The following is a 13,486-nucleotide window of genomic DNA, read 5'->3' on the forward strand; positions in this document are numbered from 1 at the left end:
GGTTCCACTGGACGGAACTTAGGTTAGCCTTACCGCAGTGGCGTGCGGTCCAATGCCGGAGGCAGAACGATCGCAGTGAGGGGTCAGATTCGGGCCCTGCCACGAACGGGAGGGATTACATGAGCACGATGACCCCGCACACGACCATGGACCCCGCACGGCGCTCGACCACGCCGCGCCCGGTCCCGAGGACCCGCGCCACCACCACCCGCCGGCCGGAACGCGTTCCGCCGCCCGGGCCGCCGGTGCTCGCCGACGACGACTACATCACCGTCGCCGGACACCCGCCGCATGTCCACGACTTCCACCAGTTCCTGTACGTGCCGCTCGGCCGGATCACGGTGTCCGCCCTCGGCCAGGACCACGAACTGACCGCGGCGGTCGCCCTGTGGCTGCCCGCGGGCATCGTGCACAGCGCCCGGTTCGGTCCGGACGCGATCGTGGTGTCGGAGTCCTTCGACGCCGAGCTCTTCGACCTGCCCTACGCCGAACCCACCCCGGTCAACGTCACGGACGCCCAACGCGCCCTGCTGCTCGGCCGGATGCGCAGCAGCACGGCCGGACCGGACTGCCCGAAGGCCTTCGCGGCGCTGTCCGCCGCGCACCCCGACAGCCTGCCCCTGCCGCAGCCGGTCAGCGCCGCCGCCCTGGCGGTGGCCCAGGGGCTGGCCCGCGACCCGAGCGACGGCCGCACGGCCACCCAGTGGGCGGCCGAGCTCTACACCAGCTCCACCAGCCTGCGCCGGGCGTTCCGCGCGGAGACCGGCATGGCCTTCTCCGAGTGGCGCACCCGGCTGCGGCTGAACCACGCCCTGTACCTGCTGGGGCAGGGGCAGTTGGTGGGCCTGGTGGCCGCCCAGGTCGGCTTCGTCAGCACCAACGGATTCATCCTCGCCTTCCGCCGGTACTTCGGCCGGACCCCCGGCTCCTACGCCCAGCAGCGGGCGCAGGAGCCGGGCTGACCGGGTCTCACGCGCCGGCGGTCACCGCCGGGGCGGTGGCGTCGCCACCGCCCCGGCTCCCCGCCCGGGCCCCGAAGAGCCGGTCCGCCGCGAAGGCACCGGGGCCGGTGAACACCAGCAGCAGGAAGGCCCAGCAGAACATCGCCGAGGACTCGCCGTTGTTCTGCAGCGGCCACAGGGCGTCGCCCTGGTGGTGGACGAAGTAGGCGTAGGCCATCGACCCGGAGGCCAGGAAGGCCGCGCTGCGGGTGCCGGCGCCCAGCAGCACCAGGCCGCCGCACACCAGCTGGATCACGGCCGCGTACCAGCCGGGCCAGGCCCCGGCCGGCACGGTGCCGCCGCCGTGGGCGCCGCCCAGGACGCCGAACAGCGAGGCGGCGCCGTGGCAGGCGAACAGCAGACCGGTGACGATCCGGAACAGGCCCAGGACGTAGGGCTGGGCGGTGGACAGACGCTCGGACATGGGGAACTCCTCAAGGGGGACGTGGAGCTTGCGGTCGGACTGAGCGGTGCGGCGCGGGGGGTGGAGAAGCGAGGGGTGGGGAAGGGGCCCGGAGGCCGGGGTCACCAGGCGGCGGCGACCCGGTCCGCGGTGGTGACGTGGGCGCAGCGGCCGGCAGCGTACTCGAGGGCCATCCGGTGCTCGCGCTCGGAGAAGTCCGCGACGGCGTCGGCCACCACGAAGGCCTGGATGTCGCGCATCCACGCGTCGGCGGCCGTCAGCAGCACCCCGATGTGCGCGTACACGCCGGTGATCACCAGCTGGTCGCGGCCGAGGGCCGCCATCCGCTCGGCCAGGTCGGTCCGGACGAACGCGCTGTACTTCCACTTGGTGAGCACGCTGTCCGCGGACGCCGGGGCCACGGCGTCCGGGATGGCCTCCGCGAACGGGTCGGCCGGCAGGCCCGGCCCCCAGAAGTCCTGCTGGAGGCCGCGCTCCTCGGCGCTCTGACCGCCGCGCTGGGCGGTCCACAGCACCGGTACGCCCGCCCGGTCGGCCTCGGCGCGCAGCCGGGCGACGGACCGGAGCAGGGCGTCGACCGTCGCCGACCCCTCGCCGTAGGCCGACAGGAAGTGGTTCTGCAGGTCGTGCACGAGCAGGACGGAGCGGGCCGGGTCCGGCTTCCAGCCGACCCGGTTGGCGGGCAGGCCGTCCTGTGACGGCAGGGGGTAGGCGTCGATGCGGGGCAGGCTCATCGTGGTGTTCCGTTCGGTTCTGGTGCGGGGGCCGCCGGAGGGGAGTCCGGCGGCCGGTCAGGAGAGGGGCGCGGGGTGCGGCGCCCCGTCGCCGCCGGGGGCGGACGCGGCGGCGGCGCGCAGGTCCTTCTTGGAGACCTTGCCGACTCCCGTGGTGGGGAAGGCGGTGACGAACTCCACCCGGTCCGGCACCTTGTAGCCGGCCAGGCCGCGCCCGCGCAGGAAGGACTTCACGGCGGCCGGGCGCAGGGGCTCGGCGTCGGGCCGCAGGATCACGTAGGCGCAGGTCCGCTCACCGAGGTACGGGTCTGGTTCGGCGACCACGTTCGCGTCGTGGACCGACGGGTGGGCCAGGATGTGGTTCTCCACCTCCTCGGCGGCGATCTTCTCGCCGCCCCGGTTGATCTGGTCCTTGGCCCGCCCCTCCACCACGAGGTGGCCGGTGGGCAGGGCCCGGACGATGTCCCCGGTGCGGTAGAACCCGTCGGCGGTGAACGAGCGCACGTTGTGCTCGGGGGCCCGCCAGTAGCCCCGGATGGTGTACGGGCCGCGGGTCAGCAGGTGTCCGGTGGTGCCCGCGGGCACCTCGCGGTCCTCGTCGTCCACGATCAGGATCTCGTCGTCCGGGGAGATCGGCCGGCCCTGGGTGGAGTGGACCAGCTCGTCGGGGTCGTCCAGCCGGGTGTAGTTGACCAGGCCCTCGGCCATCCCGAAGACCTGCTGGAGCCGGCACCCGAGGGCGGGACCGGTGCGACGGGCCGCCTCCTCGGCGAACTTGGCGCCGCCGACCAGCAGCACGTCGAGGCTGCTCAGGTCGTGCTCCGTGGTGGCCGCGGCCTCCGTCCACAGCAGGGCCAGCGGCGGCACCACTCCCGTGATCGTCACGCCCTCCCGCTCGATCAGCGGGAACGCCGTCTCCGGGGCGGGCTGCGGGCACATGACCACGCGCCCGCCGGCGTAGAACGCCCCCAGCGAACCGGGCGAGGACAGCGGGAAGTTGTGCGCCGCGGGCAGCGCCACCAGATAGACGGAGTCCTCGGTCACCCCGCAGATCGGGTTGGAGGCGCGCACCGAGTACAGGTAGTCGTCGTGGCTGCGGGGGATCAGCTTGGGCACGCCGGTGCTGCCGCCCGACAGCTGAAGGAAGGCGAGGTCGCCCGGCGCCGGTCCGGTCCGGGCGGCGTCCTCGGCCCCCGGCTCCACGGGCACGTCCGCCAGGGCGGTGAACGGGCCCGGGTCCGCGTCGGCGATGAACACGTGCCGCAGTCCCGGCACTTCGGCGCGGACGGCCGCGGCCAGCTCGCGGTGGTCGAATCCGGCCAGCCGGCCCGGACCCACGTAGGCCACGGCCTGGGTGAAGGAGCAGAAGTAGCCGATCTCCGCCTGCCGGTGGGCGGGCAGCGCGAACACCGGCAGCGCCCCGATCCGGAACAGGGCGAAGACCACCTCGAAGAACTCGGCCGTGTTCGGCAGCTGCACCACCACCTTGTCGCCGGGCGCGATGCCCCGGGCGGCGAAGCCGGCGGCCATCCGGTCGGCGCGCGCGTCCAGCTCGGCGTAGGTCCAGACCCGGCGGGCGCCGTCGGGCCCGCCGGCCGGGTCCACCACGGCCACCCGCTCCGGGTGGGCGGCGGCCCGCTCGCGCAGCATGCCGCCGAGGGTCTCGCCGCGCCAGTGGCCGGCGGCGCGGTAGCGCTCGGCGAACTCGGCGGGCCACAGGGGCGCGTCGTCCTCGGGCGCGGTCTGGCAGGACACGTCGTTCACGGTCGCGTCGTTCGAGGTCACGTCGTTCACGGTCACAGCGATGCCCCCACGGCGCGCAGGAAGGTACGGAACTTCGCGGCGGTCTCGGCGGTCTCCGCCGCCGGGTCCGAGGCGGCCACCACACCGGCGCCCGCGTACAGCCTCAGCCGGTCCCCGGAGGCCTCCGCGCAGCGCAGGGTGACCACCCACTCGCCGTCGCCGGAGTCGTCCTGCCAGCCCACCACACCGGTGAAGAACCCCCGGTCGAACGGCTCCAGTTCGGCGATGGCCCGGCGGGCCACGTCGGTCGGCGTCCCGCAGACGGCGGGCGTCGGGTGCAGGGAGCGCGCCACGTCCAGCGCGGTGGTGTCCGGATCGGCGAGCCGGCCGGTGACCGTGGTGGACAGGTGCCACATCGCGGCGGTCCGCACCAACGTCGGCCGCTCCGGCACCTCCAGGTCCGTGCAGTACGGGGCCATGGCCGCGCGCACCCCGTCGACGACCACGGCGTGCTCGTGCAGGTCCTTGGCGGACTCCAGCAGCGCGGCGGCCCGGCGCACGTCCTCGGCCAGGTCGGTGCTGCGCGGCACCGACCCCGCGAGCGGGTTGGCCACCAGGGCCCCGCCGCGGCGGGAGACCAGCAGTTCGGGGCTGGCCCCGAGCAGGGTGCGGTCCGGGCCGGTGGGCAGCGCGAAGGTGTAGCCGGAGGGGTCGCGCCGGGCGAGCCGGCCCAGCAGGGCGGCCAGGTCGGGCGTGCGGCCGCGGGCGGACAGCTCCAGGGTGCGGGCGAGGACCACCTTGTCGAACTCGCCGTCGTTCATGCGGGACACGGCCGTGGCGACGGCCTTGCCGTACACCTCCGCGGAGGGCTCCTCGGACACCGTCCACTCCAGCGGCTCGGGCTCGCCGGGTGGGAGCGCCACCAGCGGGTCGGCGCCGAGCGGGGGCCCGCTGCGCACGGTGCGCGGGACCACCAGGGCGGCCGGCCCGTCGGCGTCGAAGGGGATCGCGCCGATCACCAGGGGCCGTTCCACCCCCGCGCCACGGGCCGCGGCGAGCGCGGAGCGGACCCGCTCCGGCAGCGTTGCGCCGTCGGGCACCTCGGCGTGCACGCCCTCGGCGAGCAGCGTACGGGTGGGGGTGGCCAGGAAGCGCGCCCCCGGCCGGTATCCGTCGAGCAGGCCGGTCGCCGCGCCGACCGCGGGGTGCGCCGACGCGTCCGGGCGGGCGGCGTCGGGGCGTGACGACGGGGCGGGAGCGGCGGGCGGCTCCACGGGCGTGGGGGGTGCGGCGGGGCGGACCGTCGGCACGGGGACTCCTCGGGGTGTCGTGGCGTAGTGGCGCGCACGGGTCTGGGCGGGGCGGTGGCCTGCGCGCGGGGCGGAGGCGGTCGTACGGGTGGTGCGCGGTCAGGGGCCGGCCGGCGGCGGCTCCCGGTCCGCGCAGGGGTGCCGGGCGGGTCCGGTCAGCGCAGCGAGGCGCCGCCGTCGACGTACAGCTGCTGCATGGTGATGTGGCGGGCCTCGTCGGAGGCGAGGAAGGCGACGGCCTCGGCGACGTCCGCCGGGTCGGCGATCCTGCCGAGCGGGATGGCGTTGCGGTAGCCGGAGGGGTCGCCCTCCAGCACCCGGTGCGGGACGTCGTCGCCGTCCCACAGGGACCGCTGCATCGGGGTGTCGGTGGAGCCGGGGGCGACCACGTTGCAGCGGACCCCGCTGCGCGCGTACTCCAGCCCCAGGCACTTGGTGAACATGGTGGCCGCCGCCTTGGAGGCGGCGTACCCGGCCATGCCGACGCGCGGAACGGCCGCCGCGTCGGAGGCGACGGTGACGATGCTGCCCCGGCCGCGTCCGGCCATCGCCGGGGCGATCTCGCGCGCGGTGTGGAAGACGCCGGTGGCGTTCACCGCGAACAGCCGCGCCCAGGCGTCGTCGTCCATGCCGGTGGCCGGGCCGGTGTGCAGCACCCCGGCGACGTTCACCAGGATGTCCACGGGGCCGAGGGCGGCGACCGCCCCGGCGACCGCGGCGCGGACCGCGCCGGGATCGGACACGTCCAGGGCGAGGGGCAGGAACCGGCCGGGCTTCGGGGCGCCCTCCGGACGCTCGCGCCCGGTCAGGCGCTCGGCGAGTCCGGTGACGGAGCCGCCGTGGATGTCGGTGGCGGCGACCGAGGCGCCCTGGGCGTGCAGGGTGCGGGCGACCGCCTCCCCGATGCCGCTGCCGGCGCCGGTCACGAACGCGACCCGGCCCGCGAACCGCGGGTGCCCGGGGGCTGCGGGATCAGGCATCTGGTCCTCCAAGTCGGGTGAGCAGGGGGTGGTACGGGGTCCCGGGCCGGGCCGCCCCTTCCGTGGGGCGGCCCGGCGGCTCCGGGACCGGTGGGTCGGACGGGCGTCAGCCGGACACCGGCGCCGACGGCAGCGCAGCGAGGGCGCGCGCCAGCTCCGGGCCGATCTCCGCCAGTGCGGCCGGGGACATCAGCTCGTCGTGACCGAGGTCGAGGACGTGCTCCACGAGTCGGCCGTCCAGGTACCGCGGCCACACCAGGGCCGGTTCCTGGTCCGCCGGGGTGGTCCGGGAGGCGGTGAAGAACAGCACGTCACCGCGGTAGTGCCGGGTGCTGCTGCGGGAGAGCAGGCGCACGCAGTCGACGTTGACCGACACGATCGCGTCGAGCAGGCGCTCGTCGAACCCGGCGAGCAGGCCGCGGCTGTCGCGGATCGCCGCGATCCGCTCCTCCCGGCCCGAGGGGCCGCCGTCCTCGGGGGCCTCCAGACCGGCCACCGACAGCAGGAAGCCGGACTCCTCCCGCTCCAGCCGCTCGCGCCACTCCGGGGACTCGGCATAGGACCAGTCCTCGGTCTCCGTCGGGTAGGCGTCGAGCAGGCCGAGGAAGGCGACCTCCTCGCCGCGTTCCTGGAGCAGGGCCGCCAGGGTGTGGGCGACGGTCCCGCCGAAGGAGTAGCCGAGGAAGTGGTACGGGCCCGCCGGCTGCACCGTACGGATCTCCGCGAGGTACAGCTCGGCCAGCTCCGCGACGTCCGCGACCTCGGGCAGCTCCCCGGCCAGGCCGGGCGACTGGAGCCCGTACACCGGCCGGTCGGCGTCCAGGTGACGCAGCAGACCGGTGTACTGCCAGGCGAAGCCCGACGCCGGGTGGAAGCAGAACAGCGGTGCGGCCGTGCCCTGTTCGCGCAGCGGCATCAGGACCCGCAGCGCGTCGTCGCGGGCGTCGCCGGCGATCCGCGCGGCGATGTCCGCGACGGTCGGCGCCGACATGACCGTCCCCACCTGCACCGGGACGCCCAGCTCGGCGCGGATCCGGCCGACCAGCCGCATCGCGAGCAGCGAATGCCCGCCCAGCGCGAAGAAGTTGTCCTCCACGCCGACCCGTTCCAGGCCCAGCACCTCGGCGAACAGCGCGGCGAGCGCCTCCTCGCGGGCGTCTTTCGGCGGCCGCCCGGAGACCTCGCCGAGGTCCGGCGCGGGCAGCGCCGCCCGGTCGGTCTTGCCGTTCACGGTCAGCGGCAGCGCGGCCAGTTCCACGAACGCGGCGGGCACCATGTACTCCGGCAGCACGGCCGCCAGCCGGGTCCGCAGCGCGGCCGGCGCGGCGTCCGGGCCGGTGGCCCCGGCGGCCGGCACGGTGTACGCGACGAGCCGCTTCACCCCGGTCGCGCCGGTGTGGACCGTCACCGCGGCGGCGGCCACCTCCGGGAACCCGGCGAGCACGGACTCGATCTCGCCCAGCTCGATCCGGAAGCCGCGGATCTTCACCTGGTCGTCGGCGCGGCCCAGGTAGTCCAGCCCGCCGTCGGCCCGCCAGCGCACCAGGTCGCCGGTGCGGTACATGGGCGTGCCCGGCTCGCCGAACGGGTCGGCGACGAACCGCTCCGCCGTCAGGGACGGCCGGCCCAGGTAGCCGCGGGCCAGACCCGCGCCCGCCAGGTACAGCTCGCCCGGCACCCCCTGCGCGGCCGGCCGCAGGGACCGGTCGAGCACGTAGGCACGGGTGTTGTAGATCGGCCGGCCGACGCAGGAGCCGGAGCTGTCGCCGACGTCCGCGCCGAGCGCGTTGATCGTGTACTCGGTGGGCCCGTACAGGTTGTAGGCCATCGTGCCCTCGGTCTGCGAGAGCAGCGTCCACAGGGAGTCCGGGACGGCCTCCCCGCCGAGCAGGACCAGCGCGGGCCGGTGCCGTCCGGCGTCCAGCAGCCCGGCGTCCACCAGCTGCTGGCCGTACGACGGCGTCACGTTGACCACGTCGATGCCGACCCGGTCGTAGTGCGCGGTGAGCGCCGCCGGGTCCAGCCGCAGCTCCTCGCCGATGACGTGCACCTCGTGCCCGTCGACCAGCCAGAAGAACTCCTCCCACGACATGTCGAAGGCGAAGGACACCGTGTGCGCCACCTTCATCCGGCGCCCGCCCGCCAGTTCCACCGCGGGCGCGAAGATCCGCTCCCGGTGGTTGAACAGCATGTTCGTCAGGCCCGAGTAGGGCACGACCACGCCCTTGGGACGGCCCGTGGAACCGGAGGTGTAGATCACGTACGCCGGGTGCCGGCCGTCGCGGCGGCCCGTCAGCTCCGCCTCCGCGAGACCCGCGTCGGACAGCCCGGCCAGCTCGGCCGTGACGGCCTCCGCGTCCAGCTCCAGCAGCGGCACCCCGGCCACCACCGGCACCCGTGCCGCCACCGCGTCCACGGTCACCAGGCACAGCGGGCCCGCGTCCTCGACCATCGCCGCCAGCCGGTCCACCGGGTGGTCCAGGTCCAGGGGCAGGTACGCCGCCCCGGTCTTGAGCACGGCGAACAGCGCGACCACGAAGTCCGCGGACCGCGGCAGCCCCAGGGCCACCACCCGCTCCGGACCCGCCCCGCGGGCCCGCAGCGCCCGCGCCAGCCGGTTGGCCCGCGCGTCCAGCTCGGCGTAGGTCAGCCGCTCGTCCTCGAAGACCAGCGCCGTGTCGCCCGGCGTCCGGGCCGCCTGCCGCGCGAAGAGGTCCGCGACCGACACGTCCGGGATCTCGTGGCCGGTGTCGTCGCCCAGCTCCAGCAGGCCGGCCCGCTCGGGCTCGGGCAGCGTGTGCAGCCGGCCCACCGGGACCGAACCGTCCGCGGCGATCGCCCGCACCAGCTGCGCCAGGCGCCCGGCCAGCCGCTGCGCCGTACCGGCGTCGTACAGGTCGGGCCGGTGGGCGAGGGTCAGTTCCAGGGCCCGGCCCGGGGTGACCGCCAGGGTCAGCGGGTAGTGCGTGCCGTCCACGCTGTGCGTCCAGCCGATGTGGTGCTCGGCCACCGCGTCCTCGCGGGCGGAGTCGTCCAGCGGGGTGTTCCGGAAGACGTACAGCGTGTCGAAGAGCTGCCCGATCCCGGTCTCGCGCTGGATCCGGCCCAGGCCCGTGTAGTGGTGCGGCAGCAGGTCGGCGTGCTCGGCCTGCACCCGCACCAGCAGGTCGCGCACCGGCTCGGCAGGGCGCAGCGCCACCCGGAACGGCAGCGTGTTCATGAACATGCCGATCATGCGGTCCACGCCCGGCAGTCCCGCGGGCCGGCCCGAGACGGTCGCGCCGAAGACCACGTCGTCGCGGCCGGTCATCCCGGCCAGCGCCATCGCCCAGGCCGTGGACAGCACCGTGTTCAGGGTGATCCCGGCCCCCCGCGCGAACGCGCGCAGCCGGTCGCTGGACTCCTCGTCCAGGGACAGGTCGACCACCTCGGCGGTCACCGGCGGACGCGCCGGATCGGCCTCGGCGACCAGCGTGCCCTGGTCCAGGCCCGCAAGGTGGCCGCGCCAGGTGCGCACCGCCTCCTCGGTGTCCACGGCGGCGAGCCACCGCAGGTAGTCCCGGTACGGGGTGACCGGCGGCAGCACCGACTCCGCGCCCCGGGCGCCGTACAGGGCGAACAGCTCCTCGAAGAACAGCGACTCCGACCAGCCGTCGGTCAGGATGTGGTGCTGCGTCACGCACAGGATCCACCGGTCGGCGGCCATCCGGACGAGCGTCACGCGCACCAGCGGCGGCGCCCCCAGGTCGAAGCGCTCACCGGCGTCCGCGAGGGAGAACTCCCGCAGCGCCGCCTCCTGCCCGTCCCGGTCCAGGTCCGACCAGTCCAGCTCCCGCCACGGCAGCTCCCACGTGTCCGGCACCACCTGCACGGGCTGCGGCAGCCCTTCGTGCCGGAAGCCGGAGCGCAGGTTCGGGTGGCGGCGCAGCAGGGCCTCGAAGGCCTCCCGCAGCGCCGGCGCGTCGACCTCGTGGAGCAGCTCCACGAAGTTCTGCATCAGGTACACGTCCAGTGCCCGGTCGTCGTACTGGGCGTGGAAGTACAGGCCCTCCTGGAGCGGGGACAGCGGCAGCACCTCCGCCACCGAGCTGAACGCCGCCTCCAGCGAGGCCCGTTCGGCCTCGGACAGGTGCACCAGCGGGCCGGTGGCGGCCAGCAGGCCGGAGCCGTCCGCCGCGTCGCCGGCGGTGCCCGCGGACGCCGCCATGCGGGCCGGCGTACGGTGCTCGAACACGTTCCGGGGGGTGAGCAGCAGGCCCTCCTTGCGGGCCCGTGCCACCAGCCGGATCGAGACGATGCTGTCGCCGCCGAGGGCGAAGAAGTCGTCGTCGGCGCCGACCCGTTCCACTCCGAGGACCTCGGAGAAGACCGCGCACAGCGCCTCCTCGCGGGGGCCGCGCGGGGCCCGGGAGGAGGCCCTGCCGGTGAGGACCGGCGCCGGGAGGGCCGCGCGGTCCAGCTTGCCGTTGACGGTCACGGGCAGCGCGGGCAGGACCACGACGGCGGACGGGACCAGGAATTCGGGGAGGCGCTCCGCGAGCAGCTCGCGGGCCCGTTCCGGGTCGGCGGTGCCGGTCACGTAGCCGACCAGGCGCTTGACGCCCGGGGTGTCCTCGCGGACCACCACGGCGGCCGCCGACACCCCGTCCAGGGCGGCCAGCGCCGCCTCGGCCTCGGCCGGCTCCACCCGGTGCCCGCGGATCTTCACCTGGTCGTCGGCGCGGCCGAGGAACTCCAGCTCCCCGTCGGGCCGCAGCCGTACCAGGTCGCCCGTACGGTACATGCGCCCGCCGGCCGGGCCGAACGGGTCGGCGAGGAAACGTTCCGCCGTGGCGGCGGGCCGCCGCAGGTAGCCACGGGCCTCACCCGCGCCCGCGAGGTACAGCTCGCCCGGGGTGCCCTCCGGCACCGGCCGAAGCGCGCTGTCGAGCACGTACGCCGCGGTGTTCCCGATCGGCCGGCCCACGACCGGCGTCGCGGACGCGGACAGGTCCGCCGCCAGCGCGTCGACCGTGTACTCCGTCGGCCCGTACAGGTTGACCGACATCACCCCGGGCGTCTCCCGGACCTGCCCCCACAGCGCGTCCGGCACGCCCTCGCCGCCGAGCAGCAGCAGCCCCGGCCGGTGTGCCTCCCGGTCCAGGAGTCCGCACTCCAGCAGGGCCTGGGCGTGGGTGGGCGTCACGTCGAGGGCGTCGATGCGCCGGTCGCGGACGTACGCCACGGTGAACTCGGCGTCCCGCCGCTCGGCCTCGTCCAGGACGTGCAGCTCGTGCCCCAGGACCAGCCAGAACAGCTGCTCCCAGGAGGTGTCGAAGGAGAACGACGCGGTGTGCAGGGCGCGCAGCCGCCGCCCGCCCGCCGCGGCCACCGCCGGGCCGAACACATGGGCCGCGTGGTGGGCGTACAGCGCCGCGAGGCCGCCGTGGGTGACCACGACCCCCTTCGGCACACCCGTCGAACCCGAGGTGTGGATCACGTACGCCGGGTGCCCCGGCAGCGGGCGGCGGCGGGCCGGGACACCGGCGGCCGCCGCGGCCTCCAGCGCCGCACGGGTCCCGGCGGCGTCCAGCACGATCCGCTCGGCCCCCGGGCCGTCCGCCGCGGGCAGCAGCGCCTGCGCCGCCTCCGTGGTCAGCACGCACACGGGACGGGCGTCGTCCAGCATCAGCGCCAGCCGGTCGGCCGGGTGGTCCAGGTCCAGCGGCAGGTAGGCGGCGCCCGTCTTGAGCACCGCGAGCAGGGTGGCGACCGCGTCCGCCGAGCGGGGCACCGCCAGCGCGACCACGTCCTCCGGCCCGACCCCGCGCCCGGCCAGCAGTCCGGCCAGCGACTCCGCGCGGGCGTCCAGCTCGGCGAAGGTCAGCCGCCGTCCGCCCGAGACCACCGCGACCGCGTCCGGGTCCGCCGCGGCCCGCTCCGCGAAGCGGTCCGCGACCGTACCGCACGGGACCTCGACGACCTCGCCGCGCAACCCCGGCCGCAGCGCCGCCGGTTCGCCGTCCGCGAGCAGCCGCAGCGCGCCCACGGGCGTCTCCGGGTCCCCGGCCAGCTGCTCCAGCAGACCCGCCAGCCGGTCGGCGATCCGGGCGGCTGCCCGCGCGTCGAACAGGTCCGGCCGGTACTCGACGGCCAGCTCGGCCCGCTCGTCCAGGTTCACGGCGAGCGTCAGCGGATAGTGGGTGCCGTCCCGGGCCTCGACCCCGGCGACCCGCACCCCGTCGGACAGCGCCGGCCGGGCCGACGGGTCCACCGGGTAGTTCTCCACCACGACGAGCGTGTCGAACAGTTCGCCGCCGCCCGCCTGCTTCTGGATCAGCCGCAGCCCCAGGTGGTGGTGGGCCAGCAGGCCGTTCTGCTCGTCCCGGAAGCGGCGCACGAGCCCGCCCACGGTGTCCCACGGCCGGGCCGCCAGCCGTACCGGCACGGTGGTGATGAACAGGCCGACCATCGACTCGACCCCGGGTATCTCCTCGGGCCGCCCGGACACGGTCAGCCCGAACACCACGTCGTCCCGCCCGGTCAGCGAGCCCAGCAGCAGCCCCCAGGCCGCCTGCACCAGCGTGCTCGGGGTGGTGCCCAGCCGGCGGGCCGCGCCCGTCAGCCGGGCGGTGGCCTCCGCCGACAGCTCCAGCCGGTGCACGCCCGGACGCACGGCCATCCGGCCGGTGTCGGCGGCGGCGACCAGCGTCGGCCCCTCCAGACCGGTCAGCGCCTGCCGCCAGGCCGCCTCCGCGGCCGGCGCGTCCTGCGCCTTGAGCCACCGCAGGTAGTCCTTGTACGGGCGCACCGGCGCGGGCCCGCCCGGCCGGCCGTCGGCCTCGTACAGCGCGAGCAGGTCACCGACCAGCAGCGGCATCGACCAGCCGTCCACCAGGATGTGGTGGACCGTCACCACCAGGAGGTGGTCCTCCGGGCCGCGCCGCGCCAGCAGCAGCCGCAGCAGCGGCGGCCGGTGCAGGCTGAACCGGCGGTTCAGCTCGGCCCGCTCCGCCCGGCGCACCGCCGACGGCGACGGGTCGTCCGACAGGTCCACCCGGTCCAGCGTGAACGGCACCTCCGCCGGCACGAACTGCACCGGCTGGGGGACGCCCTCGTGCCAGAACCCGGCCCGCAGGTTCGGGTGCCGTCCGAGCAGCGCGGCACCCGCCCGCTCCAGCCGGTCCGCGTCCACGGGCCCGGCCAGGGACACCGACACCTGCACGGTGTAGACGTCCGGCGCGGCGCCGTCGTAGAGGGAGTGGAACAGCATGCCCTGCTGCAAGGGGGACAGCGGGAGCATGTCCTCGATCTT

General features: G+C 75.6%; 7 protein-coding genes. 1 reads left to right on the forward strand and 6 read right to left on the reverse strand.

The genetic code is table 11. The features are described from left to right. Positions 1 to 119 precede the first annotated feature (119 nt). Complete coding sequence (locus tag ACPU2J_RS29050) at positions 120 to 962, forward strand: helix-turn-helix transcriptional regulator (protein WP_399816667.1); 843 nt, start codon at positions 120 to 122, stop codon at positions 960 to 962. 7 nt (positions 963 to 969) lie between these two features. On the opposite strand, the gene ACPU2J_RS29055 is transcribed toward ACPU2J_RS29050, so the two are convergent. From ACPU2J_RS29055 to ACPU2J_RS29080, 6 genes are all read right to left on the reverse strand, one after another. Then, entirely contained in the window at positions 970 to 1,425 is a 456-nt protein-coding gene (locus ACPU2J_RS29055) for a DoxX family protein (protein ID WP_420078929.1), read from the reverse strand. A gap of 101 nt (positions 1,426 to 1,526) precedes the next feature. Beyond that, positions 1,527 to 2,159, reverse strand: coding sequence for an isochorismatase family protein (locus tag ACPU2J_RS29060; protein WP_399816663.1), 633 nt, complete (start codon positions 2,157 to 2,159; stop codon positions 1,527 to 1,529). Between the two features lie 57 nt (positions 2,160 to 2,216). Further along, positions 2,217 to 3,944 (reverse strand): (2,3-dihydroxybenzoyl)adenylate synthase, encoded by a 1,728-nt coding sequence (locus ACPU2J_RS29065; RefSeq protein WP_420078928.1) that lies wholly within the window; start codon positions 3,942 to 3,944, stop codon positions 2,217 to 2,219. An 11-nt stretch (positions 3,945 to 3,955) separates the two neighbouring features. After that, a complete protein-coding gene (locus ACPU2J_RS29070) occupies positions 3,956 to 5,176 on the reverse strand; it encodes an isochorismate synthase (protein ID WP_420082316.1) in 1,221 nt (406 codons plus the stop codon). Positions 5,177 to 5,367: 191 nt separating this feature from the next. Then, a complete protein-coding gene (locus tag ACPU2J_RS29075) occupies positions 5,368 to 6,192 on the reverse strand; it encodes a 2,3-dihydro-2,3-dihydroxybenzoate dehydrogenase (RefSeq protein WP_399816660.1) in 825 nt (274 codons plus the stop codon). Between the two features lie 106 nt (positions 6,193 to 6,298). After that, positions 6,299 to 13,474 carry an amino acid adenylation domain-containing protein gene (locus ACPU2J_RS29080; protein ID WP_423835018.1) on the reverse strand — a complete coding sequence of 2,392 codons (7,176 nt, stop codon included), beginning with the start codon at positions 13,472 to 13,474 and terminating at the stop codon, positions 6,299 to 6,301. Positions 13,475 to 13,486 lie beyond the last annotated feature (12 nt).

The sequence above is a fragment of the Streptomyces manipurensis genome, from assembly GCF_049570255.1.
GTDB lineage: Bacteria > Actinomycetota > Actinomycetes > Streptomycetales > Streptomycetaceae > Streptomyces > Streptomyces manipurensis.

Coding starts and splice junctions, on each gene's coding strand:
- ACPU2J_RS29050 (WP_399816667.1), top strand. CDS start 120: ATGAGCACGATGACCCCGCACACGACCATGGACCCCGCACGGCGCTCG.
- ACPU2J_RS29055 (WP_420078929.1), bottom strand. CDS start 1,425: ATGTCCGAGCGTCTGTCCACCGCCCAGCCCTACGTCCTGGGCCTGTTC.
- ACPU2J_RS29060 (WP_399816663.1), bottom strand. CDS start 2,159: ATGAGCCTGCCCCGCATCGACGCCTACCCCCTGCCGTCACAGGACGGC.
- ACPU2J_RS29075 (WP_399816660.1), bottom strand. CDS start 6,192: ATGCCTGATCCCGCAGCCCCCGGGCACCCGCGGTTCGCGGGCCGGGTC.
- ACPU2J_RS29080 (WP_423835018.1), bottom strand. CDS start 13,474: ATGCTCCCGCTGTCCCCCTTGCAGCAGGGCATGCTGTTCCACTCCCTC.